Source organism: Streptomyces sp. NPDC031479, from assembly GCF_055581065.1.
The window spans coordinates 42,408-65,294 of the sequence record NZ_JBVIKC010000008.1 but is presented as its reverse complement, the minus strand read 5'-3'; the positions used below and the strand labels follow the sequence as shown (position 1 = coordinate 65,294).

Below are 22,887 nucleotides of genomic sequence, written 5' to 3'. Positions count from 1 at the left end.
GTCACCGACCGCCCAACAGCCGCCAGAGACACTCTCCGCACCCGCGGCACTCTGGGCACCCCACCCGCCCCGGTCACCCCGGGCTCCACTGGCTCGACCGGTCCCACCGAACCCTCTTGGCTCACCAGTCCAACCGGACTCACCAGCCCAACCGGCCCCGTCCGCTCCACCGGCCCGACGAATGCCCTCGCCGCCCCCGACGTCACCCCCGCTGCCGCCTCCGCCGGCCCCGCCACCTCGGGCCAGACCTGGGGATAGGCGCCCGGCCAGGGCTCCGCGTCGGGCGGTGGATCGGCCACCCGCCCCGGGACCTCCACCCCGGCCCCGGCTCCCGGCCCCGACCGCGTCCGCGAAGGCCGCTCCGGCCCCGGCTCCGCCCGCGGCTGCGGCTCCAGCTGCGACAGCACCCCGGCCCCGGGGTTCGCCCCCGGCCTCGACCCCGGTCCCGCCCCTGCCCCTGCCGCTCCCGGCGTCGCCCGCGGGTTGCCCGCCAGCAGGGCCTGCGCCCGGCGCCGTACCACGGCGGGGTCCGCCCGGGGCCTCGACCGGATCCGCCCGTCGGAGCCACGGACCCGCCCAGGCGCGGCACCCAACCCGCGAGCACCACCCGCGCCACCCCCGCCCCGCAGGGCGGCGTCGTGACCGACCACCACTTCAGAAGCCCCGGAACGGCGCGGGGCACGCATGCGAAGAGTCATGCCACGACGCTAGGACCGATCCCCGATCCCCGTTCGGAGTCACCGATTCCGGTGGATGGAGCGCCCGTTGTGGACAACTCCGCCACCCGTTCCGGTGATCAGCGGGGCGACACGACCGCCGCCAGCAGCCCCGGCCCGGTGTGCGCGCCGATCACAGCTCCGACCTCGCTGACGTGCAGCTCGACCAGACCCGGGATGCGTTCGCGGAGCCGCTGGGCGAGCTTCTCGGCCCGCTCCGGGGCCGCGAGGTGGTGCACGGCGACGTCGACGCTGCGCGTCCCGGCCCGCTCGACCGCCAGCTCCTCCAGGCGCGCGATGGCCTTGGAGGCGGTCCGTACCTTCTCCAGCATCTCGATCCGCCCGCCGTCCAGCGTCAGCAGCGGCTTGACGGCCAGTGCCGACCCCAGGAGGGCCTGCGCGGCCCCGATCCGGCCGCCCCGGCGCAGGTAGTCGAGGGTGTCCACGTAGAAGTACGCCGCCATCTCCCCGGCCCGCTTCTCGGCCGCGGCCACGGCCTCGTCGACGGAGCCCCCCGCGTCGGCCGCCTCCGCCGCGGCGAGGGCGCAGAAGCCGAGGGCCATCGCGACCATCCCGGTGTCGACGACACGGACCGGGACGGGGGCCGTCTTGGCCGCGACCACGGCGGCGTCGTAGGTGCCCGAGAACTCGGCGGACAGGTGCAGGCTCACGATGCCCGTCGCACCGGCGTCCGCGGCCGCCCGGTAGGCCCGTACGAACTCCTCCGGACCTGGGCGGGAGGTGGTCACGGGCCGGCGCTTCTGGAGGGCCACGGCGAGGCTGCGGGCCGAGATCTCGGTGCCCTCTTCGAGGGCCTCGTCCCCCAGGACCACGGTCAGGGGGACTGCGGTGATTCCGTGCCGCGCCATCGCCGGTGGGGGCAGATAGGCCGTGGAATCGGTGACGATCGCGACATGGCGGGACATGAGCCGGAGGTTACCGCCACTGCGGTGCATCCGGCAGCCCGGCCCTCGCCCGCCCCTCCCTTCAGGTGGTGGCCTCCGGCCTGGGCGTCTTCTGCCAGGGGTAGTGCGTCACCGGTGTGGAGGGGTTCAGCGCCGCCGGGCGCGGCCCGGCGGCCGGAGCCCCGCCACCGGCAGCAGCCCCGCCGGCTTTCGCCGCGGTCTCCGCCGCGGCCGCGAGGTCGTCCACCGACTCCCGGGACCAGTCCCGCAGCGCCCCCGACTCGACCTCGATCTGCTCCGACAGGGCCGTGAGGTCGTCCTGCGCGAACCTGCGGGCCCGGTCCCGCGCGGCCCACCGCAGCGAGTCCGAGGCCTCTTTGATCTTCGCGGTGCGTTCCCGCAGCTCAGGAAGGCCGTCGGCGATCCGGCGCCGGTCCGGCTCCTGCTCCAGCCGCTTCAGCTCCTCGTCGAGCTCGTGGCCGTGCGCGCTCAGCCGCTCGAAGAGCCCGATCGACTCCTTAAGCGAGCTGTCCGTCTGCACCCCCTGGTACAGCGCCTGCTGCGTGGCCCGCATCGAGGTCCGCAGATCCAGCCGCAACTGCGCCAGGGCCCCCGCGACCCCGACCTGACCGAGGCTCTTCGCCTTCAGGGTCGTGTCCTCGACGTGGCGGCGGGCCTGGGTGATCGTCCGGTCCACGCCGCGCTTCGCCGCGCCGACCACCTTCACGGTGACCCACACGCCCAGCCCCAGAAAGGCGAACAGCACCAACAGGGCAAAGATGATCAAAGCGCCCGCCTCCATGAGGTTTCCTTCCTCCGCCGTCCGTCCCCTTCCACCGTAAACGCCACGGGCAGGTCGGGGGTTCCAAACGAACCCCCAACCTGCCCGTACGGGATCTCCCCCATGCCGGGGGTCCACTCGGCTCAGATGGCTCAGATGACGATGTTCACCAGCTTCGGCGCGCGCACGATCACCTTGCGGATCTCGGCGCCGCCCAGGGCCGCCACGACGGCCGCGTCCGTGACCGCCAGCTGCTCCAGGTCCGCGTCCGAGATGGCCGGCGGCACCTCCAGGCGCGCCTTGACCTTGCCCTTGACCTGCACCACGCAGGTGACGGTCTCGTCCACGACGTACGCCGGGTCCGCGACCGGGAAGTCCTGGTGGACCACCGAGTCGGTGTGGCCCAGCCGGCGCCACAGCTCCTCCGCGATGTGCGGCGCCAGCGGGGCGACCAGCAGCACCAGCCGCTCGGCGACCGAGCGCTCCAGCGGCCGGCCCGCCTTCGTCAGGGTGTTGTTCAGCTCGGTGATCTTGGCGATGGCGGTGTTGAACCGCAGGCCCGCCATGTCGCCGCCGACCCCGTCGATCGCCTTGTGCAGGGCGCGCAGGGTGTCCTCGCCCGGCTCACCGTCCACGACGGTGACCGCGCCGCTCTCCTCGTCGACGACGTTGCGCCACAGGCGCTGCAGCAGCCGGTACTGGCCGACCACGGCACGCGTGTCCCACGGGCGCGAGACGTCCAGCGGGCCCATCGCCATCTCGTACAGGCGCAGGGTGTCCGCGCCGTACTCCTCGCAGATCTCGTCGGGCGTGACGGCGTTCTTCAGGGACTTGCCCATCTTGCCGTGCTCGCGCTTGACGGGCTCGCCCTGGTGGAAGTAGCCGCCGTCGCGCTCCTCGACCTCGGCCGCCGGCACGTACACGCCGCGCGCGTCCGTGTACGCGTAGGCCTGGATCATGCCCTGGTTGAACAGCTTGTGGAACGGCTCGGCCGAGGAGACGTGTCCCAGGTCGAACAGGACCTTGGACCAGAACCGCGCGTACAGCAGGTGCAGGACCGCGTGCTCGGCACCGCCGACGTACAGGTCGACGCCACCGTGCGGAGCGCCCTCGTTCGGTCCCATCCAGTACTGCTCGATCGCCGGGTCGACCAGGGCCGAGCCGTTGTTCGGGTCCAGGTAGCGCAGCTCGTACCAGCAGGAGCCGGCCCAGTTCGGCATGGTGTTGGTCTCGCGCCGGAACGCGCGCACCCCGCGGCCGTCGCCCAGGTCCAGCTCGACGTTGACCCACGCCTCGTTGCGGGACAGCGGGGTCTCCGGCTTGGAGGTCGCGTCGTCCGGCTCGAAGGTGCGCGGCGAGTAGTCCTCGACCTCCGGCAGTTCCAGCGGCAGCATCGACTCGGGCAGCGGGTAGGCGACGCCGTCCTCGTCGTAGACGATCGGGAAGGGCTCGCCCCAGTAGCGCTGGCGGCTGAACAGCCAGTCGCGCAGCCGGAAGTTGACGGTGCCCTCGCCGATACCGCGCCCGGAGAGCCAGTCGGTGATCGCGGCCTTGGCCTCGACGACGCCCAGGCCGTCCAGCGAGACGCCCTCGCCCGTCGAGTTGACGATGGTGCCGTCGTACGAGGAGAACGCGTCCTCCCACTCCAGCGGGTCGGCGTCACGGTCGTCCGTGGGCTGCACGACGCAGCGCATCGGCAGCTCGAAGGCGCGCGCGAACTCGAAGTCGCGGCTGTCGTGCGCCGGGACGGCCATGATCGCGCCGGTGCCGTAGCCCATCAGCACGTAGTCCGCGATGAACACGGGGACCAGGTCGCCGCTGACCGGGTTCGTCGCGTACGCGCCGGTGAAGACGCCGGTCTTGTCCTTGGCCTCGGCCTGGCGCTCGACGTCCGACTTCGCGGCGGCCTGCTTGCGGTACGCGTCCACCGCCTCGCGCGGGGTCGCGTTCCCGCCGGTCCACAGCTGGTGCGTGCCCTCGGGCCACTCGGCCGGGACGATCTTCCCGACCAGGTCGTGCTCGGGCGCCAGCACCATGTACGTCGCGCCGAACAGCGTGTCGGGGCGGGTCGTGAACACGGTGATCGCGCCGGCGTCACCGACGGGGAAGTCGACGCGCGCGCCCTCGCTCCGGCCGATCCAGTTGCGCTGCTGCAGCTTGATGGCCTCGGGCCAGTCCAGCGCGTCCAGGTCGTCCAGCAGGCGGTCGGCGTACGCCGTGATCCGCATGTTCCACTGGCTCAGCTTGGCCTTGAAGACCGGGAAGTTGCCGCGCTCGGACCGGCCGTCGGCGGTGACCTCCTCGTTGGCCAGTACGGTGCCCAGCCCGGGGCACCAGTTGACGGGCGCGTCGGAGGCGTAGGCCAGCCGGAAGCCGTTCAGGACGTCGGCGCGCTCGCCGGCGCTCAGCGCGGCCCAGGAAGCGCCGCCGGGCAGCTCACGGGAGCCGTCCTCGAAGGCGGCGACCAGCTCGGCGATAGGCCGGGCCTTCTTCGCGTCCGCGTCGTACCAGGAGTTGTAGATCTGCAGGAAGATCCACTGGGTCCACTTGTAGTACTCGGGGTCGATCGTCGCGAACGACCGGCGCTTGTCGTGGCCCAGGCCCAGCCTGCGCAGCTGGACCTTCATGTTCTCGATGTTCGCCTCGGTCGAGACCCGCGGGTGCGTGCCGGTCTGCACGGCGTACTGCTCGGCCGGCAGGCCGAAGGCGTCGAAGCCCAGGGTGTGCAGGACGTTGTGGCCGGACATCCGCTGGTGGCGCGCGAAGACGTCGGTGGCGATGTACCCGAGCGGGTGGCCGACGTGCAGGCCCGCCCCGGAGGGGTACGGGAACATGTCCATGATGAACTTCTTGGGGCGTGCGACGACCGCCGGGTCACCGGCCAGGTCGCCGGTCGGGTTCGGCGCCTCGTAGGTGCCTTCCGCGTCCCATACGTCCTGCCAGCGTGCCTCGATGTCGGCGGCCATGGCAGCCGTGTAACGGTGCGCCTCGGCCGCCTCGGGGGCCGGGGTGTTCGTCTCGCTCATGATTCCTGAAGCTCCATCGATCGTCTCTGCCGTCTCTGCCCGCCCAAACGAAAAAACCCCTCGCACAGGAGGGGACGCCGCGCCGATGCCGACTCGCTCGAAGGGGTCGGTACTGATCAGCGCGGCTCGGTAAGCAGAAGGCGTACGGCACGCATGGCGCCAGGGTACCGCAGGGCCTCCCGCGGACGCTCTGCCGTTCCGCACAACGGGCACAACGAGAAGCGGGCCACCCGATCCGGGCGGCCCGCTTCTTCACTGTGGAGCTAAGGAGAATTGAACTCCTGACCTCCTGCATGCCATGCAGGCGCTCTACCAACTGAGCTATAGCCCCTCGTCTTGCCTGCCGCCCGGCTTCCCGTTTCCGGTTCCCCTTGGCGACGTCCCAAACATTACACGGTCATGGCCCTGGTCCAAAAATCGGTTTCCGCGGAACCCGAGCCATGTCCGATATGACCCACATCATCCAGACTTACCGCGTCACGCGCGTGCGAACTGGTAGAACCGCTTCAGCGTGCAGTGCTCGTCGAGCAGCCGGCCGTAGATCGGCTCGCCCTCCAGCTCCCGGTACGTCTCGATCGGGTCGCCTTTTATGATCAGCGCCCGCGCGCATTCCTCGCACCAGTACTGGTAGTCGGGATTGACCGGGTCCATGTCCCGCACGATCGGCGTGCCGTTGTCGCACCAGTCGCACCGCCGCCGGTGTGCACCCATCCGTCAGCGACTCCCTCCCGCGTCGGGCCGTCGTGTCCCCCTCCGGCCGTCCGATTCTGCCATGCCCGTACCGGCCGGGTCAGCAAGCGCAAAGGGAACAAACGCAAGGATCCCGCCCCCTGTTGGGGACGGGATCCTTCACTGTGGAGCTAAGGAGAATTGAACTCCTGACCTCCTGCATGCCATGCAGGCGCTCTACCAACTGAGCTATAGCCCCGCTCTCCGCCGCGCTTCCCCCGTTTCCGGTGTTCTTCGCTGCGAACAAGAAGAACTCTAGCCTGTGACCAGCCGGAAAGTGAAATCCGGGTCCGAGGCGCCCTGCGGCGGCCCTCAGTCGTCGTCGCCGAGGACCGGCTCCGGCAGCGTGCCGGCGTTGTGCTCCATCAGGCGCCAGCCGCGCGCGCCCTCGCCGAGGACGGACCAGCAGCAGTTGGAGAGGCCGCCGAGGCCTTCCCAGTAGTGCGCCTCCAGGCCCAGCAGGCGGCCGATCGTCGTACGGATGGTGCCGCCGTGGCTGACGACGACGAGCGTGCCGCCCTCCGGCAGTTGGCCGGCGTGGCGCAGGACCACCGGGGCGGCACGGTCGGCCACCTCGGTCTCCAGCTCGCCGCCGCCGCGGCGGACGGGCTCGCCACGCTTCCACGCGGCGTACTGCTCGCCGTACTTGTCGAGGATCTCCTCGTGGGTGAGCCCCTGCCAGTCACCGGCGTACGTCTCGCGCAGCGCCTCGTCGTGCTCCACCGGCAGGCCCGTGACGGCGGCCAGCTCGGCCGCCGTGGCGGAGGCCCGGCTCAGGTCGGAGGCCACGATGGCGTCGGGCCGGAGGGAGGCGAGCAGCCGGGCGGCACGGCGCGCCTGCGCCACACCGGTCTCGGTCAGCCGGATGTCCGTGGAGCCCTGGAAGCGGCGCTCCAGGTTCCACGAGGTCTGGCCGTGCCGCCAGAGGACGATCTTCCTGCCGGACTTGCCCGCGTCGGCCGTGCTCAGAACAGATCACCGTCCAGTTCGTCGTCGCCCGCCGCCTCGCGCAGCTTGGCGTGCTCCTCGGCCTTGCCGATGGTGAGCTTGGCGTCCTCGGGGAGCTCGATCTCGGGGCAGTCCTTCCACAGGCGCTCCAGCGCGTAGAAGACGCGCTCCTCGCTGTGCTGGACGTGCACGACGATGTCGACGTAGTCGAGCAGGATCCAGCGGGCGTCGCGGTCGCCTTCGCGGCGCACCGGCTTGGCACCGAGCTCCTTGAGCAGCCGCTCCTCGATCTCGTCCACGATCGACTTGACCTGGCGGTCGTTGGGCGCGGAGGCGAGCAGGAAGGCATCGGTGATCGACAGCACGTCGCTGACGTCGTACGCGATGATGTCGTGCGCGAGCCGGTCGGCCGCGGCCTGGGCGGCGGCGGTGATGAGCTCGATGGAGCGGTCCGTGGCGGTCACTGGCCATGCTTTCGGGTTGGCGGGCAGATCCTTACAAGGGTCTCATGTACCGCCGACACCGCCCGCGCGTTACGTTCCGCGCGGGCGGAGCACCAGGTCAGAGCCGGGGCCGGGGCATTCCCACGGCCGTGTCGGGCGGGCTCAGGACGGCTTGTAGTCCTTGCCCAGCGTCACCACGATGTCCGCGTTCACCGCGTTCTCGGCCTTCTTCACCGCCGCCTCCGGCAGCCCCAGCGTCTTGGCGACGCCGACGGCCCGGTCCCGCTGCGCGTCGTCCTGGTAGGTGATCTGCGAGGCGGGCGCCGTCCGGTCGGCCTTGCCGCCGTCCACGAAGGCGTAGCCGCCGTTGAGCAGGGCAGCCTTCGCCGCGACCTGCGCCTTCTCGTCACCGGTGGCGTCCTTGAGGCCCACCCGAGGGGCGGCGCCGGGCTGGGCGGCCGTGAAGGAGCCGCCGAGGAGCTCCTTGACGACCCGCTTGTTGGCGTCGTCGGTGAGGCCGCCGTCCGGCTTCACGGAGAGCACCTCGGTGCGGTAGGCGCCCACCTTGGCGTGCTCGCCGATGCGCGACAGCAGGGCGCCGAGGCTCTGCGCGTCCAGGCCCGGGTCCAGGATCTGGCCCATGCTCTCGACGGTCGTGGCCGCCGCCTTCGGGTCACCGGGGATCTTGCGCAGCACGGCGTACAGCACCTTGCCGGTGCGCTCCAGCTGCTTGGCCTCCGGCTCGCCCTGGGCCCGGTGGGTGGCGTACGCGACGGCCATCGCGCCGGTCAGGGACTGCTTGGGGCCCTGGCCCACGGCGGGGGCCTTGGCCTGGTCGTCGGCCGGGACCGCCGTGTCCGTGTCCACCTCGATGCCGCCGACCAGGTCGACGAGGCGTTCCAGGAAGGGGGTGTCCAGTCGCCAGGTGCCGCCGATGTGGGTGCCGAGCACGGTGTCGAGGGCTTCGCGGGTGCCGAGGCTGCCGTCCTCGACCGATTTGCCGAGGGAGGTTCCGGTGCCGTCCTCCTTGGCGACGCCGAGGGTGTTGGGGAGCAGGACGGTGGCGCCCTGCTTCGCGGTGACGTTGTCCACGAGGAGGACGGTCGAGCTGCCGCCGCGCTTGGTGTTGCGGAGGTGGACGACGATCATGTCGCGCTTCTGCGCCCCGGTGGCGGCCGCGGCGGCCTTCTTCTGCCCGGGGCCGTCGAGGAAGGGCAGCTTGCCCGCGTACCAGAGGTAGCCGAGGCCGCAGACGACGAACAGGGCCAGGACGACGATCAGCGCGACCACCCGGTTGCGGCCGCGGCGGCGGGCCTCCTCGCGGCGCTCGGTGCGGCTCTCCGTGAAGGCGAGCCAGTCGATGACGTCCTCGGAGTCGTCGTCCTGCTGTTCGATGAAGGCGAACTGCTCGGTGTGGTAGCCGGCGGCCGCCTCCGGGTCCGCGGCGGCCTCCCGGCGCGGCGCGGGCACGGACCGCGGCTCCGGCCCCCCTTGGGCCTGGGGGGCCTGCGGGGCCTGCTCGGCGGCCGGCTCGGCGTGCTGCTGCGGGATCCACTGCCGGTCCTGCCGGGTGTCGTACCCGTAGGAAGGGTCCTGGGGCGGGGCTGCCTGGGGCTGGGGAGACTGGGGGTACTCCTGCTGCGGCACGTGATACTGCTGCTGCCCCGGCGCCCCCTGGTCGTACGACTGCCCGTACGAGGGGTCGTACGTCTGCCCGTACGCCTGCTCGTACTGCTGCTCGTACCGCGGCGGGGCGGGCTGGACGGACTGCGCGGGCACCTGGCCGTACACCGGTCTGCCGTAAGGGTCGTAGCCGATGAGCTGCTGCCGGCCGGCGTACGGGTCGTACGGCTCCTGTGGGTCGTTCACCGCGGGGCCCCTCTCTCCGGAAGCTCAGGCTCCCCGGTACAGCTCACGCTTGTCGATGTAGCGCACCACACCGTCCGGCACCAGGTACCAGACGGGATCGCCCTGCGCGACGCGCGCACGGCAGCCGGTGGAGGAGATCGCCAGCGCGGGTACCTCGACCAGCGAGACCCCGCCCTCGGGCAGGCCGTCGTCGGTGAGCACGTGGCCGGGCCGGGTCACTCCGATGAAGTGGGCGAGGGAGAACAGCTCGTCGGCGTTGCGCCAGGTCAGGATCTGCGCGAGGGCGTCGGCGCCGGTGATGAAGAAGAGGTCGGCGTCGGCGTTGAGCGCGCTCAGGTCCCGCAGGGTGTCGATCGTGTACGTCGGACCGCCGCGGTCGATGTCGATGCGGCTCACCGAGAACTGCGGGTTCGAGGCCGTCGCGATGACCGTCATCAGGTAGCGGTCCTCCGCGGGGGACACGGCCCGCTGCGACTTCTGCCACGGCTCGCCCGTCGGCACGAAGACCACCTCGTCGAGGTGGAAAAGGGCGGCCACTTCACTGGCGGCCACCAGGTGTCCGTGGTGGATCGGGTCGAACGTCCCGCCCATGACGCCGAGCCGGCGCTTGACCGGGCCCGTAGGCACTTCCTGCTCTCCCATGAGCGCAGAGCCTACTGGCCCGGTGGCACGTCCACGGCGGCCGGACCGGAACCCGAGCCGGGTCTAGCGGTCGCGGTTGAGGCGGGTGGTCACCCACAGCATCAGCAGCAGGATGCAGAAGGCGCCGCCGCCGGTCAGGTAGGGGCTCAGGCTGTCGTGGTTGCCGCCGTGCTGCTCGCCGCCCTCCGCAGCGAGAACGACCAGGTTGTGGGCGGTGGTGGAGAGGCTCATCAGGCATGTACCTATCGAGTCGGGAGCGGGCGGAGACTTCGCTCACATCGTATGCGGGGGCGCGGGGCACGCTCACGCCGACTCAGGCGTTGGAGAGTATGGACGTGAGGCAGCAGAGCCGATCGAGGGGGAGGGCGCTATGACGGACATCGGATTCGACAAGGGACCGGCACGCAACCGCAGGAGGTTCCCGGGCATTTCCTCGCGGGCGTACGAGCACCCCGCGGACCGCTCGGCCCTGGTGGCGCTGCGCAAGCTGAGCGGTTTCGACACGGTGTTCAAGGCGCTGAGCGGGCTGCTCCCGGAGCGCAGCCTGCGACTGCTGTTCCTGTCGGACTCGGTGCGCGTGGGCGAGACGCAGTTCCCCCACCTGCACGAGATGCTGCGCGACGCCTGTTACATCCTGGACCTGGAGCGGGTCCCGCTGATGTACGTGCAGCAGGATCCGCGGCCCAACGCCATGTGCATCGGGCTGGACGAGCCGATCATCGTCGTGACGACGGCGCTGGTGGAGCTGCTCGACGAGGAGGAGATGCGGGCGGTGATCGGCCACGAGGTGGGCCACGCGCTGTCCGGGCACGCCGTGTACCGCACGGTCCTGCTCTTCCTGACGAACCTCGCCCTGAAGGTGGCGTGGATCCCGCTGGGGACCGTCGCGATCACGGCGATAGTGACCGCGCTGCGGGAGTGGTTCCGCAAGTCGGAGCTCTCCGCGGACCGGGCCGGACTGCTGGTGGGACAGGACCTCAACGCCTCGATGCGGGGCCTGATGAAGCTCGCCGGCGGGAACCACCTGCACGAGATGAACGTGGACGCCTTCCTCGCCCAGGCCGAGGAGTACGAGGCGGGCGGGGACCTGCGCGACTCCGTCCTGAAGATCCTCAACATGCTGCCGCGGACGCACCCCTTCACCACGGTCCGGGCGGCCGAGCTGAAGAAGTGGTCCCAGAACCGGGACTACCAGCGGATCATGGACGGCCACTACCCGCGGCGCGAGGAGGACAAGGACACCTCGGTGACCGACTCCTTCCGCCAGTCCGCCTCCCACTACGCGGACTCCGTGCGCAGCAGCAAGGATCCGCTGATGAAGCTGGTCGGCGACATAGCGGGCGGCGCGGGCGACCTCGGCGGCAAGCTGCGCGACCGGTTCACCGGGGCCGCGGGAGGCGGCGGGTCCGCCGGATCCGGCCGCTCCGAGGGCAAGGACGCCGAGGGCCCCGGCGGGGCTACGAACCAGGGCTGACGGAGGCCGCCTCCCCCGGCGGCGCCGGGTCCCGGGTCGCGGGTGCGGGGCGCAGCGCGGCCGGGCTCGCGGGGGCCCGGGCCTCCGGATCCTGGGTCACCTGATCCTGGGGCGCGGGGGCTTGGGTCGCGGGGGCCTGGGCCCCGGGATCCGAGGTCGCCGGGTCCGTGCTCGCCGGGGGCTGGGCCAGGACGCCGCAGAGCCCGGCGGTCCGCCTCGGGTGACCGCCGGCGTACGGATCGCTCGCGGGCGGGCCGACGGTGGTGGGACCGGCCCCGGCCGGCAGCGGGCGGAAGCCCTCCGCGGGCTCGGTGGCGCAGTCCTGCGGCCCGGCCATCACGTACGCCGACACCAGCTCGGTCCGGCCCGTCGTGAGGTCCTCCCGGTCGAAGCGCATCCGCAACTCGCGGCGGACGGTGAACAGCGAGGCCCCGTCGGCGGCGGTCGGCGGGCCGGTGGCCGGGCGGACGGCGTACACGAAGGTGTGGTCGCTGGTGACCTCCAGCACCTCCGGGCTCAGCTCCTCGTAGGTGAGGGTGCCGCTGACCCGGACGCGGGAGTCGGCCACGACGGCCGTGTGCGGGTCGAAGCGGACCAGCCAGCCGGTGGCGGCGTGCCGGCCGTCGCCGGAGGGCGAGGCCATGCTCTCGTCGAACTGCGCGAGCTGGCCGGGGTCCAGCAGGACCCGCACGGGCCGGGAGGCGTTCCCGGCGAGCACGTCCGGGTCGAGGGAGGACTGCACCAGGTAGTCCTTGGCGATGGACAGGGCGGCGACGACCTGGCTCTCGGTGAAGTGGTGGGTGCGGCGCGCGGCCGGCAAGGTGATCCCGGCCGCCCCGACCCGGTACTCGGCCGCGGGGCCGCTCGCGTAGAGGTCCGCGGGCCGGCCCCCCGGTACGGCCGCGGCCGGCGCCAGGGGGACGACGGTGCTGCTCAGCGGCTCGGTGTTGCCGCCCGCCGGAGGGACGTAGGGGTTGCGCAGGCCCATGTAGACGGCGACCGCGAAGGCCGTGGCGATGAGCAGCACGAGCAGCATGCCCTGTCGGGCGCCGCGCCCCGGGGTGCCGTTGCCGTGCCCGGAGCCGGCTCCGGACCAGATGGACCGGCTGCGGACGGCCCGGGCGTGCCCGCCCATGCGTTCCCGGGCGGAGAACTCCTGGAGCCGGGCAGCGCGGACGAAGTCCTCGTCGAACACCACCGACCGGTACTCGTCCGGACGCAGTTCGTCGTCACCCTCGCCGATGCCCTCGGGGGTGCCGCCTGGTGGATCTCCTGGTACGGCCATCGCTTCTCCCCGCTGTCCCCGCTTCAGAGAAGCCCCCAGCTCCGGAACGGGCGAGTGGGGTCGTACCTTCAGGGTTGGCGGCCGACGGGGTACGTAAACGCGCCGACCCCGGTGACTTCCCCGAGCGGCGTACTGGCGGGAGCGGGGGCGGGGTCCGCCTCGCCGGCGGCGCTGCGGTAGACCGCGCTGAAGGCCAGGGCGACCATGCCGAGCCCCATCACGACGGCGAGCACCCAGGCGACGGGGCGCAGCCAGGGCGCCCGGCCGCGGTAGGGGCGCAGGCTGCCGCCGTAGACCCCGTACGGGCCTTCCGCGTAGCCGTAGCCGTAGTGGCCGGGCTCCCATCCGGGGTCGTCGATCCCGTACCCGTCGGGATGGCCGTAGTCGTCCTCGCCGGCCCAGCCCCCGGCGACGCGGGCGGCTTCGGCGTCGGCGCGCGCCCGGTCGGCGGCGCGCTGGCGCTCGGCCGCGCTCGGTTCATGGATCTCGGCGTTCCGGACGAAGGCCTCGTCGAACACCACGGAGGCGAAGTCCTGATCCGCGCCTCCGCGGTCGTCGTCGGGCTCCCCGTCGTCCGGGAACGGCTTGCCCCCCACGTCGTCCGGCACGGGACCAGCGTAGACCTGGGGGGCTGCTTTGGGCAGGGTGTAAGCCGGAATCCGGCCACACCGTGTTCTCGGGCCGGTTACCGGACGTGACCGTCGCCGGTGACGATGTACTTGGTGGAGGTCAGTTCCGGGAGCCCCATCGGGCCCCGGGCGTGCAGCTTCTGGGTGGAGATGCCGATCTCGGCGCCGAAACCGAACTGACCACCGTCGGTGAAGCGGGTGGAGGCGTTCACGGCGACCGTGGTGGAGTCGACCAGCTGGGTGAAGCGGCGCGCGGCGGCCTGCGAGGTGGTGACGATCGCCTCGGTGTGGCCGGAGGTCCAGCGGCGGATGTGGGTGACGGCGTCGTCGAGGGAGTCCACGACGGCGGCGGCGATGTCGTAGGACAGGTACTCGGCGGCCCAGTCCTCGTCGGTCGCGGGGAGGGCGGTGACCTTGGACTCCTCGGCGTACGAGAGCACCTCGGCGTCTCCGTGCACGGTCACCCCGGCGTCCGCGAGGGCGTCCAGCGCGAGCGGGAGGAAGGCCGCGGCGATGTCGCGGTGCACGAGCAGGGTCTCGGCGGAGTTGCAGACGGAGGGCCGCTGGGCCTTGGAGTTGACGAGGATGTCCACGGCCATGGCGAGGTCGGCCTGGGCGTCGACGTAGACGTGGCAGTTTCCGGTACCGGTCTCGATGACCGGAACGGTGGACTCCTCGACGACGGTCTTGATGAGGGAGGCGCCGCCGCGCGGGATGAGCACGTCGACGAGGCCGCGGGCGCGCATCAGCTCACGGACGGAGTCACGGGACTCGCCGGGGACGAGCTGGATCGCGTCGGCGGGCAGGCCGGCGCTCTCGATCGCGTCGCGGAGGATGGCGACGAGGGCCACGTTGGAGGCGTAGGCGGAGGAACTGCCGCGCAGGAGCACCGCGTTGCCGGACTTGAGGCAGAGGGCGGCGGCGTCCACGGTGACGTTGGGGCGGGCCTCGTAGATGATGCCGACGACGCCGAGGGGGACGCGGATCTGGCGGAGGTCGATGCCGTTGGGGAGGGTCGAGCCGCGGACGACCTCGCCGACGGGGTCGGGGAGGGCCGCGACGTCACGGACGTCGGAGGCGATGGCGGCGACGCGCTCGGGGGTGAGGGTGAGGCGGTCGATGACGGTCTCACTGGTGCCGGCGGCGCGGGCCTTGTCGGTGTCGACGGCGTTGGCGGTGACGATCTCGGCCGTACGGGCCTCCAGCGCGTCCGCGATCGCCAGCAGGGCCGCGTCCTTGGCGGACCGCGGGAGTGGGGCGATCGCCGCGGCGGCGGTGCGGGCGGCTCGCGCGGTGGCGAGGACGGGCGAGGTGGCGGTGGCGTCGTCGAGCGAGGTCATGCGGCCCAGGGTAGTCCCAGGCCGGCGTCGCGCGGCCGCGGTTCCACCCCGCGAGACGCCGCGCCGGGCGGGCCCCTGGCTCGCGCCGGTGGGGCGGAGTGCGGCCGTCGTCCGGGGGTGCGGTGCCGCTGCGCGGGGCTTGCTCCCTACCCGCCCTTCCACCGTTCCCGCCTCAGGCGCCGGCGCGGCTGGGGACCCGGACGCGGCCCGAACCCGTGCCGGGTGCGGCTCCCTGCACGGCGCTCCGCGCCCGCGCCTCAAGCGCCGGCGGGGGGCACCTCCCAGCGGTGGCTGGGGGAGTGTGAGGCGCGGGGGTCCGGGGGCGGAGCCCCCGAAGGGTCCGGGCGGAGCCCGGGGAACGGTGGAAGGGCGGGTAGGGGACCAGCCCCGCGCAGCGGCCCGCCACCCACCCGCACCCGGCATCGCCTCTTCCCCGCCCGACCAGGGCAGAGGCACGGGCACCGCCCGGCCCGCCAGCCAAGGCAGAGGCACGGGCCCCTCCCCGCCCGACCAGGGCAGAGGCACGGGCACCGCACCCGCCCGGCCAGGGCAGAGGCACGGCCCCGCACCCCGCCCGGCCAGGGCACGGGCACTCCCCCGCACCGCCCCCGGAGCCCGTCGGCGTCCAGCATGCGCGGCCCCGCTAGTACGGGTGCACGCCCACCGGGTGGGCCGGCGGGGGGCCGTAGCCCTCCGCAACGCGCTGGTGGTAGGTGGGGCGGTCGATGACCTCCAGGCCGACGATCTCCCACGGCGGCAACTGCGCCGTGGAGCGGTGCTCGCCCCAGAGCCTCAGCGCGACGGCGGCCGCGTCGTGGAGGTCGCGGGCCTCCTCCCAGTACCGGATCTCCGCGTGGTCGTCGGCGTACCGGCTGGTCAGCAGGAAGGGGTGGTCGTGCGCGAGCTGCTCCAGCCCGCGCCGGACCTCGGACAGCGGCGCCGGCTTGCCGGAGACGCTCAGGGTGATGTGCCACAGGCGGGAGGCGTCCCGCTCGGCCCCGCCACCGTCCGCGTGCGCGTCCCCGTCCCCGCCCTCGTGCCGGTCCCCCGTGCCGACGCTGGTCAGCGCTCGTCTCACCAGCCGCCTCCTGTCTGCGCTACGCGTGTCCGCCCCCCACAGTTGACCAGTCCCCGGCCCCCCGCGCGGCGGTTTTGCCGAACCTCAGCCCTGGAGCAGGACCAGATCGTCGCGGTGGACGACCTCCCGTTCGTACGCCGGTCCGAGCTCGCGCGCCAGGTCCCGGGTGGACCGGCCGAGCAGCTGCGGAAGTTCCTTCGCGTCGAAGTTGACGAGCCCCCGGGCGACGGCGCGGCCGTCGGCGGAGCGCAGCTCGACGGGGTCTCCGGCGACGAAGTCGCCCTCGACGGCGGCGATCCCGGCGGCCAGCAGCGAGCTGCCGCGTTCGGTGACGGCGCGCACGGCGCCGTCGTCCAGGACGAGGTGCCCCTGCGGGGTCGACGCGTGCTGGAGCCACAGCAGCCGGTCGGCGGAGCGGCGGCCTGTGGCGTGGAAGTGGGTGCCGGTCGGGCGTCCGGTCAGGGCGTCGGCGGCCTGGCTGGCGGAGGTGAGGACGACGGGGATCCCGGCGGCGGCCGCGATCCGGGCGGCTTCGACCTTGGTGACCATGCCGCCGGTGCCGACTCCGGCCTTGCCCGCGCTGCCGATGGAGACGTGGGCGATGTCCTCGGGGCCGCGCACCTCGTCGATGCGGGTGGTCCCGGGCAGGGACGGGTCCCCGTCGTAGAGGCCGTCGACGTCGGAGAGCAGGACGAGGAGGTCGGCGCGGACGAGGTGGGCCACCAGGGCCGCCAGCCGGTCGTTGTCGCCGAAGCGGATCTCGTCCGTGGCGACGGTGTCGTTCTCGTTGACGACGGGCAGGGCGCCCATGGCGAGGAGCTGGTCCAGGGTCCGGTAGGCGTTGCGGTAGTGCGCGCGCCGGCTGGTGTCGTCGGTGGTGAGCAGGACCTGGCCGACGCGGATGCCGTAGCGGGCGAAGGAGGCGGTGTACCGGGCGACGAGGAGGCCCTGGCCGACGCTGGCGGCTGCCTGCTGGCGGGCCAGGTCCTTGGGACGGCGGGCCAGGCCGAGCGGGGAGAGTCCGGCGGCGATGGCGCCGGAGGAGACCAGGACGATCTCCTTCTCGCCGCCGCTGCGGGCCTTGGCCAGTACGTCGACCAGCGCGTCCACCCGGTCGGCGTCGAGTCCGCCCGCCGCGGTGGTCAGGGAGGAGGAGCCGACCTTGACCACGATCCTGCGGGCGTCCACGACACCTTGCCTAGCCGTTGACACGTGTTTCCCCTCACAACCGACCGATCCGTTCGACCGGCCCAATCTACGGGGTGGCGCCGCCGGGGCGCCCGCCGGTTTCAGACCGTGGACGAGGACCGCTCCGGCTCGGCTCCGGTCTGCTCCGCGGCCCCCGCGCCCGTCCCCGGGATGAGGATCTTGCGCGAGAGCAGGAAGGTGAACGGGATGGCCACGACGGCCGCGACCAGCGGCGCGATGCGGGTGTCCATCCCGGCCCAGGTGACCAGGGCGTACAGACCGACCGACTGGATCACGTAGTTCGTGACGTTGGTCAGCGGAAAGAGCAGGAACTTCTTCCAGGTGGGCCGGGTGCGGTAGGTGAAGTAGGTGTTCATGAAGAACGACCCGATCATCGACAGCACGAAGGCCAGCGTGTACGCGGCGAAGTACGGCATCCACGGGTGCAGCAGCAGGTAGAGGGCGAAGAAGGTTCCGGTGTTGACCCCGCCGACGAGGGCGAAGCGGAAGATCTGCCCGAACTGTTCGCGGCGGCCGCGCGCGGGAGGGGACGCGGAACGGGAGGCGGAAGGGGAAGGGGAGGCGGTCATCGGCGGCTGCGCTCCACGATCACGGATTCGGAGGCCTCGGGCATCCGTTCGGCGGTCACGCCGTGGGCTTCCTTGACCAGGAAGTGCGGGCGGCGCTTGGTCTCGTAGTAGATGCGGCCGATGTACTCGCCGATCAGTCCCAGCATGATCATCTGAACGCCGCCGATGCCGGCGATCATCGCGACGAGGGTGACGTAACCCGGCGAGTCGATGCCGTTCGTGATCGCCATCGCGGTGATCCACAGCGCGTACAGGACCGTCAGCCCGACCAGCGACACGCCCAGCCAGATGCCGATGCGCAGGGGCCGGTTGTTGAAGGAGATCAGCCCGTCCATGCCGTAGTTCAGCAGGGAGCCGAACTTCCACTTGGTCTCGCCGGCCTCGCGCTGGGCGTTGCGGTAGTCGAAGTGGACGGTGTCGAAGCCGATCCAGGAGAAGAGGCCCTTGGAGAAGCGGTTGTACTCCGGGAGCGCCAGCAGGGCGTCGACGGCCGGGCGCGAGAGCAGCCGGAAGTCGCCGACCCCGTCGGCGAGCTCCACGTCGACCCAGCGGTTGACCCCGCGGTAGTAGAGGCGGCTGAGCGCCGAGCGGACCTTCTTGTCGCCCTCGCGGGTGCGCCGGGCGATGACCTGGTCGTGGCCCTGCCGGTAGTGCTCCAGCATGGTGGCGATCAGCTCCGGCGGGTGCTGGAGGTCGGCGTCCATGATGACCACGGCGTCGCCGGTGGCCTCCTTCAGCCCGGCGAGCATGCCCGCCTCCTTGCCGAAGTTCCGGCTGAAGGACACGTACCGGGTCTGGTCCCCGTACGCCGCGGCGATCGTGCGGAGCTTTCCGAGGGTCCCGTCACGACTGCCGTCGTCGACGTAGCAGACCTCGTACTCCACGGGCAGGGCGTCCAGGACCCTGCGGATCTCTGCGTCGAAGCTGTCGATCACGGCTTCTTCGTTGTAGCAAGGGACAACTACGGACAGCTTGGTCATGGACACTTCCTGCTGGCTCCGAACGGGTGATTGTCGGCGACCGGACCCGCCACTCACCTCTCCTTAGAAGTATGCACGCCGGACGTCGGCCTGCCTGAGTCGCGTGCGGCACACGGTAGCTTTGAGTGGATAAGCGGAATGGAACGAAGGGATCGAGGTGCACGTGCCTGACGTCTCCGTGGTCGTCATCGTCTACAACGACGCAGAGCGTCTGCCGACAGCCGTCCAGTCGGTTTTGGACCAGACCCTGCGAGGGGTCGAAGTCGTGATCGTGGACGACTGCAGCAAGGACCGGTCGTACGAGATCGCCCAGGAGCTGGCGGCGGCGCATCCGGACAGGGTGCGCGCCTTCAGGCTGCCCGAGAACAGCGGCGGCTGCGGCGCGCCCCGCAACCACGGGATCCGGCAGACCACCGGCCGGTACGTCATGTTCCTGGACAGCGACGACGTACTGGAACGCAACGCCTGCCGGAACATGCTGGCCGCCGCCGAGCGCACCGGGGCCGACCTGGTGTCGGGCATGTGCGTGCGCGTGCACCTCGACAACCGCTGGAACAAGACCACCGAGTGGTACCCGTGGATCTACGCGCGCACCCGCACGCTGGACTCCATCACCGAGTACCCGGACCTGCTGGTCTACGACACCCTCTCCACGAACAAGTGCTACCGGCGCGAGTTCCTGCTGGAGCAGGGCCTGGAGTTCCCGGTCGGCATCCACTACGAGGACCTGCTGTTCTCGGCGCAGGCGTACGTCGCCGCCCGCCGCATCACGCTGATCCCCAACCACGTGTACTTCTGGAACGTGGTCGAGAAGGCCTCCGCGCTGTCGATCAGCAACCGGCGCCACGAGATCGCGAACTTCATCCACCGGATGGAGATCCACCGCCGCGTGGACGAGCTGCTGGCCGCCAAGGGGCACACGGCCATCAAGTCGGCGAAGGACGCCAAGTTCCTCAAGCACGACCTGGTGCTCCACCTGCGCGACCTGCCCCTGCTGGGCGACGCCTACCGCCAGGAATTCGCCCGGCTCGCCAACGGCTACCTGGCCGGCATCGACCCGGCCGCGTACGAGAACGTCACGCACCTCCAGGCCATCTGCGCCTACCTGCTGGGCAAGGAGGACTGGGACAACCTCCTCCCGGCCGCCGACGCGATGACCAACAAGGGCCGGCTGTGCTCCCCCCTCGCCGAGCGCGACGGCCGCGTCTACTGGTGCGCGCAGCACATCGACGACCCGGCCGACGACGAGGGCCGCCGCATACTGGACGTCACCGACCAGGGCTACCACACCGCCCCGCTGTCCTCGCTGGCCCTGGGCAACCGGCTGACCTCGTACGAGGACGACGGCCGCGGCACCGTCACCCTCGCGGGCCGGATCGTGAACCCGCTGGGCCGGATCAAGGCCGACACCCCGCTGAAGGCCACCCTGGAGTTCCGGGCCCGGCGCCAGATCGGGGTGCGCTCGTTCACTTTCCCGGTCACGACCGTGCGCCACGCCGGTGACACGATCGAGTGGAGCACCACGGCCGACGTGGCCTCGACGGTCCGCCCCCTCGGCATCATCGACGCCGTCTGGGACGTCCGGCTGAAGCTGACGGCCGGCGGTGACCGGATCACCACCCGCGTCTCGGTCGGCGGCGTCGACCTGGAGTCCGCGGCCCGGCTGCGGGTGCGTCCGCGCCTGACCCGCCTGGTCTCCGACCGCTTCGAGCCGGAGATGACCAAGAAGGGCAACCTCTCCTACGTCCTGACCGCCGAGGGCCGCGCCGCGGTCCGCACCCAGACACTGCTCAACAACGCCATGCACGGCAAGGCCGCCGGCGTCGTCAAGCGCAGCCTGCGCCGGGCCCTGAAGGCCCGCCGCAACATCGGTTCGGGCGAGCAGAAGGTCAAGCTCTACCACGAGGTCTTCTCGAAGCTGCCGGTCAAGAAGGGCACCGTCGTCTTCGAGAGCCACATGGGCAAGCAGTACAGCGACAGCCCGAAGGCGATCTACGAGGAGATGGTGCGCCAGGGCGTGCCCTTCGAGGCGATCTGGTCCTACGCGGGCGGCAAGCCCACCGGCTTCCCCCAGGAGGCCACCCTGGTGCGGCGCTGGAGCTGGGCGTACCTGCGGGCGCTGGCCCAGGCCGAGTACTGGGTCGACAACCAGGGCTTCCCGCTGGCCCTGGCCAAGCGCCCCGGGACCACGTACATCCAGACCTGGCACGGCTCCGCGCTCAAGCGGATGGGGTTCCACGAGCCCCGCACCAAGGCGCAGGGCAAGGCGGGCCAGGACCGCTTCCAGGCGGCCGTCAACCGCTTCGACCACTTCCTGATCCGCTCCGAGCACGACGTCCGCACCCTGGCCAGGGGCTTCCGGCTGCGCGACGAGGTGCTGCTGCGCACCGGCTACCCGCGCAACGACGCCCTGGTCGAGGCGCACCGCGCGGAGGCGCAGAGCGGGGAGCGGGTGCGCGGGCCGCTCGCGGCCGAGCTGGGCATCGACGCAGAAAAAAAGGTGCTGCTGTACGCCCCGACGTTCCGGGCGAACGCGGACGGCACGGTGGAGGGCTTCGAGTTCCCCTTCGACGTGGAGGAGTTCGCGGACCGGCTCGGTGACCGCTTCACCCTGCTGGTGCGCACCCACTACCTCAACAGCGTCTCGCTGCCGCCGTCGGTGGCGGGCCGCGTCGTGGACGTGTCCCGGTACCACGACATCACCCCGCTGCTGGCGCTCGCCGACGGACTGATCACGGACTACTCCTCCGTGATGTTCGACTACGCGGTGCTGGACCGGCCGATGCTGTTCTTCGCGTACGACTACGAGAAGTACGCGACGGACATCCGCGGCACCTACTTCGACCTCAAGGAGAAGGCGCCGGGCCCCGTGGTGGCCACGGCCGACGAGCTGATGCAGGCCGTCGGTGCCTTCGACGAGGCGGACGCCAAGTACGCGGAGGCCCGGCAGCGCTTCCTCAGCGAGTTCGGCGAGTACGACCGCGGGGACGCCGCCCGCCAGATCGTCGAGAAGTTCTTCACCAGGAGCGGCAAGTGAGCCAGCAGACCGCCACCGAGGGCGGCCGCGACGTCTTCCTCGTCTCCAACAGCGTGGACGAGCTCGGCGGCGTGACCACCTGGTCCCACCAGATGGCCCGGCTGCTGAGCGGGCGCGGCCATCGCGTGCACGTCGTGGGCATCGCGCCGGTCGCCGAGGAGATCCGGCAGAAGCTGCCGGACGACCTCCCGTACGAGATGACCACGCTCTACGCGACCCACCCGCCCAAGGCCCGCCGGCTGCACGGCGTCAAGGGCCGCCTCAACGCCCCCGAGCGGCGCCGCCAGGCGGCCCGGCGGGCGCAGATGCGGGCCAAGGCGGACACGCTGAGCGCGATGTTCCGGGCGGCGCGGCCGGGCGCCGTGGTGATCGTCACACAGGTCTGGGCGATGGAGTGGGTGTCCCTCGCCGACACCAAGGGGCTCTCGGTCATCGGCATGAGCCACGAGTCGTTCGAGGCGAGCAACAAGTCGACCCGGGGCGAGCGGGTGCGCCGCTTCTACTCCGAGGCCGACCGGCTCCTGGTGCTCACCCCCGAGGACGCGGACCTGTGGATCCGGGCGGGCATGGAGAACGTCGACAGCATGCCGAACCCGCTGCCGTTCATGCCGCCGGCCCCCGCCCCGCGGACGGAGAAGGTGGTCGCGAGCGTCGGCCGCCTCGCGTTCGAGAAGGGCATGGACCTGCTGCTCGACGCGTGGGCGGACGCCGTGCCGCGCCACCCCGACTGGACCCTGCGGATCTACGGGGCGGGCAGCGAGGAGGCCGGTCTGCGCAGGCACTGCACCGAGCTGGGCCTCGACGAGTCGGTGGAGTGGATGGGCAGCACCTCCGACGTGCTGGGCGCCCTGCGCGAGGCCTCCGTCTTCGCCCAGGCCTCCCGTGCGGAGGGGTTCCCGATCACCCTGCTGGAGGCCATGGCGGCGGGTCTGCCCGTGGCCGCGTTCGACTGCGCGCCGGGCGTCCGGGAGATCGTGCGGCACGGTGAGGACGGGCTGCTGGCCCGTCTCGGCAACACCATGGAACTGGCGGCGCACCTGGACGTGCTGATGGCGGACGCCGCCCTGCGCGACCGGCTCGGCGACGCGGGCTTCCAGCACGTGCGGCGCTACTCCAGCGAGGAGATCACCGACCGGTGGGAAGAGCTGTTCGCGTTCCTGGAGCGCTGAGCCGCCGCTGATCCCGCGCAGAGCCGCCCGCCCCGGATCCGATCCGGGGCGGGCGGCC

At 71.8% G+C, this 22,887-nt stretch carries 19 protein-coding genes and 2 tRNA genes; 3 read left to right on the top strand and 18 right to left on the bottom strand.

From position 1 onward, the window contains the following. Window positions 1–796: 796 nt before the first annotated feature. The 11 genes from ACZ5D2_RS11720 to ACZ5D2_RS11670 all read right to left on the bottom strand — a co-directional run bounded on the left by ACZ5D2_RS11720 (window position 797) and on the right by ACZ5D2_RS11670 (window position 10,290). Window positions 797–1,642, bottom strand: a complete 846-nt coding sequence (locus tag ACZ5D2_RS11720; protein WP_371678578.1) for a DegV family protein — start codon at window positions 1,640–1,642, stop codon at window positions 797–799. Window positions 1,643–1,703: 61 nt separating this feature from the next. After that, a complete protein-coding gene (locus ACZ5D2_RS11715) occupies window positions 1,704–2,423 on the bottom strand; it encodes a hypothetical protein (protein ID WP_371678577.1) in 720 nt (239 codons plus the stop codon). A gap of 131 nt (window positions 2,424–2,554) precedes the next feature. After that, a complete protein-coding gene (leuS, locus tag ACZ5D2_RS11710) occupies window positions 2,555–5,428 on the bottom strand; it encodes a leucine--tRNA ligase (protein ID WP_371678576.1) in 2,874 nt (957 codons plus the stop codon). A 258-nt stretch (window positions 5,429–5,686) separates the two neighbouring features. Further along, window positions 5,687–5,759, bottom strand: a tRNA-Ala gene (locus ACZ5D2_RS11705). A 146-nt stretch (window positions 5,760–5,905) separates the two neighbouring features. Further along, window positions 5,906–6,139 (bottom strand): hypothetical protein, encoded by a 234-nt coding sequence (locus ACZ5D2_RS11700; RefSeq protein WP_030229679.1) that lies wholly within the window; start codon window positions 6,137–6,139, stop codon window positions 5,906–5,908. 144 nt (window positions 6,140–6,283) lie between these two features. After that, window positions 6,284–6,356: transfer RNA gene (locus ACZ5D2_RS11695), tRNA-Ala, on the bottom strand. Window positions 6,357–6,469: 113 nt separating this feature from the next. Next, window positions 6,470–7,126, bottom strand: a complete 657-nt coding sequence (locus ACZ5D2_RS11690) for a histidine phosphatase family protein (RefSeq protein ID WP_371681272.1) — start codon at window positions 7,124–7,126, stop codon at window positions 6,470–6,472. After that, on the bottom strand, window positions 7,123–7,569 hold the full coding sequence (gene rsfS, locus ACZ5D2_RS11685; RefSeq protein ID WP_030008628.1) for a ribosome silencing factor: 447 nt from the start codon (window positions 7,567–7,569) through the stop codon (window positions 7,123–7,125). Before rsfS ends, ACZ5D2_RS11690 begins: the two co-directional genes overlap by 4 nt. 141 nt (window positions 7,570–7,710) lie before the next feature. After that, window positions 7,711–9,417, bottom strand: a complete 1,707-nt coding sequence (locus tag ACZ5D2_RS11680) for an LCP family protein (RefSeq protein ID WP_371678575.1) — start codon at window positions 9,415–9,417, stop codon at window positions 7,711–7,713. A 24-nt stretch (window positions 9,418–9,441) separates the two neighbouring features. Next, window positions 9,442–10,059 (bottom strand): nicotinate-nucleotide adenylyltransferase, encoded by a 618-nt coding sequence (nadD, locus tag ACZ5D2_RS11675; protein ID WP_371678574.1) that lies wholly within the window; start codon window positions 10,057–10,059, stop codon window positions 9,442–9,444. Window positions 10,060–10,122: 63 nt separating this feature from the next. Further along, window positions 10,123–10,290, bottom strand: a complete 168-nt coding sequence (locus ACZ5D2_RS11670) for a hypothetical protein (RefSeq protein WP_037687136.1) — start codon at window positions 10,288–10,290, stop codon at window positions 10,123–10,125. A 139-nt stretch (window positions 10,291–10,429) separates the two neighbouring features. On the opposite strand from ACZ5D2_RS11670, the gene ACZ5D2_RS11665 reads away from it, so the two are divergent. Next, window positions 10,430–11,533: a M48 family metallopeptidase gene (locus ACZ5D2_RS11665; RefSeq protein ID WP_371678573.1), complete on the top strand. Its 1,104-nt coding sequence runs from the start codon at window positions 10,430–10,432 to the stop codon at window positions 11,531–11,533. Here ACZ5D2_RS11665 and ACZ5D2_RS11660 read toward each other — a convergent pair. From ACZ5D2_RS11660 to ACZ5D2_RS11630, 7 genes are all read right to left on the bottom strand, one after another. Then, a complete protein-coding gene (locus ACZ5D2_RS11660; protein ID WP_371678572.1) occupies window positions 11,517–12,818 on the bottom strand; it encodes an SCO2583 family membrane protein in 1,302 nt (433 codons plus the stop codon). The two genes, ACZ5D2_RS11665 and ACZ5D2_RS11660, sit on opposite strands and share 17 nt — an antisense overlap. Window positions 12,819–12,886: 68 nt before the next feature. After that, on the bottom strand, window positions 12,887–13,426 hold the full coding sequence (locus ACZ5D2_RS11655; protein WP_371678571.1) for an SCO2584 family spore wall biosynthesis protein: 540 nt from the start codon (window positions 13,424–13,426) through the stop codon (window positions 12,887–12,889). A gap of 77 nt (window positions 13,427–13,503) precedes the next feature. Then, entirely contained in the window at window positions 13,504–14,787 is a 1,284-nt protein-coding gene (locus ACZ5D2_RS11650) for a glutamate-5-semialdehyde dehydrogenase (protein ID WP_371678570.1), read from the bottom strand. A gap of 643 nt (window positions 14,788–15,430) precedes the next feature. Continuing rightward, on the bottom strand, window positions 15,431–15,907 hold the full coding sequence (locus tag ACZ5D2_RS11645) for a hypothetical protein (protein WP_371681271.1): 477 nt from the start codon (window positions 15,905–15,907) through the stop codon (window positions 15,431–15,433). A 42-nt stretch (window positions 15,908–15,949) separates the two neighbouring features. Beyond that, window positions 15,950–17,077 (bottom strand): glutamate 5-kinase, encoded by a 1,128-nt coding sequence (proB, locus tag ACZ5D2_RS11640; protein ID WP_266838978.1) that lies wholly within the window; start codon window positions 17,075–17,077, stop codon window positions 15,950–15,952. Between the two features lie 77 nt (window positions 17,078–17,154). Next, window positions 17,155–17,643 (bottom strand): GtrA family protein, encoded by a 489-nt coding sequence (locus ACZ5D2_RS11635; RefSeq protein WP_468928784.1) that lies wholly within the window; start codon window positions 17,641–17,643, stop codon window positions 17,155–17,157. Then, the gene (locus ACZ5D2_RS11630; RefSeq protein WP_371678568.1) at window positions 17,640–18,623 is read right to left on the bottom strand and encodes a glycosyltransferase family 2 protein; all 984 of its coding nucleotides are present in this window, start codon (window positions 18,621–18,623) and stop codon (window positions 17,640–17,642) included. Before ACZ5D2_RS11630 ends, ACZ5D2_RS11635 begins: the two co-directional genes overlap by 4 nt. 157 nt (window positions 18,624–18,780) lie before the next feature. Here ACZ5D2_RS11630 and ACZ5D2_RS11625 point away from each other — a divergent pair, with 157 nt between their 5' ends. Both ACZ5D2_RS11625 and ACZ5D2_RS11620 read left to right on the top strand, forming a co-directional pair. Further along, window positions 18,781–21,660: a bifunctional glycosyltransferase/CDP-glycerol:glycerophosphate glycerophosphotransferase gene (locus tag ACZ5D2_RS11625; protein ID WP_371678567.1), complete on the top strand. Its 2,880-nt coding sequence runs from the start codon at window positions 18,781–18,783 to the stop codon at window positions 21,658–21,660. Continuing rightward, on the top strand, window positions 21,657–22,829 hold the full coding sequence (locus ACZ5D2_RS11620) for a glycosyltransferase (RefSeq protein WP_371678566.1): 1,173 nt from the start codon (window positions 21,657–21,659) through the stop codon (window positions 22,827–22,829). Before ACZ5D2_RS11625 ends, ACZ5D2_RS11620 begins: the two co-directional genes overlap by 4 nt. Window positions 22,830–22,887: the final 58 nt, after the last annotated feature.

Excerpts from the sequence above, each read along its gene's own strand:
- ACZ5D2_RS11720 (WP_371678578.1), bottom strand. The coding sequence starts at position 1,642 with ATGTCCCGCCATGTCGCGATCGTCACCGATTCCACGGCCTATCTGCCC.
- ACZ5D2_RS11715 (WP_371678577.1), bottom strand. The coding sequence starts at position 2,423 with ATGGAGGCGGGCGCTTTGATCATCTTTGCCCTGTTGGTGCTGTTCGCC.
- leuS (WP_371678576.1), bottom strand. The coding sequence starts at position 5,428 with ATGAGCGAGACGAACACCCCGGCCCCCGAGGCGGCCGAGGCGCACCGT.
- ACZ5D2_RS11700 (WP_030229679.1), bottom strand. The coding sequence starts at position 6,139 with ATGGGTGCACACCGGCGGCGGTGCGACTGGTGCGACAACGGCACGCCG.
- nadD (WP_371678574.1), bottom strand. The coding sequence starts at position 10,059 with ATGGGAGAGCAGGAAGTGCCTACGGGCCCGGTCAAGCGCCGGCTCGGC.
- ACZ5D2_RS11670 (WP_037687136.1), bottom strand. The coding sequence starts at position 10,290 with ATGAGCCTCTCCACCACCGCCCACAACCTGGTCGTTCTCGCTGCGGAG.
- ACZ5D2_RS11665 (WP_371678573.1), top strand. The coding sequence starts at position 10,430 with ATGACGGACATCGGATTCGACAAGGGACCGGCACGCAACCGCAGGAGG.
- ACZ5D2_RS11660 (WP_371678572.1), bottom strand. The coding sequence starts at position 12,818 with ATGGCCGTACCAGGAGATCCACCAGGCGGCACCCCCGAGGGCATCGGC.
- ACZ5D2_RS11650 (WP_371678570.1), bottom strand. The coding sequence starts at position 14,787 with ATGACCTCGCTCGACGACGCCACCGCCACCTCGCCCGTCCTCGCCACC.
- ACZ5D2_RS11635 (WP_468928784.1), bottom strand. The coding sequence starts at position 17,643 with ATGACCGCCTCCCCTTCCCCTTCCGCCTCCCGTTCCGCGTCCCCTCCC.
- ACZ5D2_RS11630 (WP_371678568.1), bottom strand. The coding sequence starts at position 18,623 with ATGACCAAGCTGTCCGTAGTTGTCCCTTGCTACAACGAAGAAGCCGTG.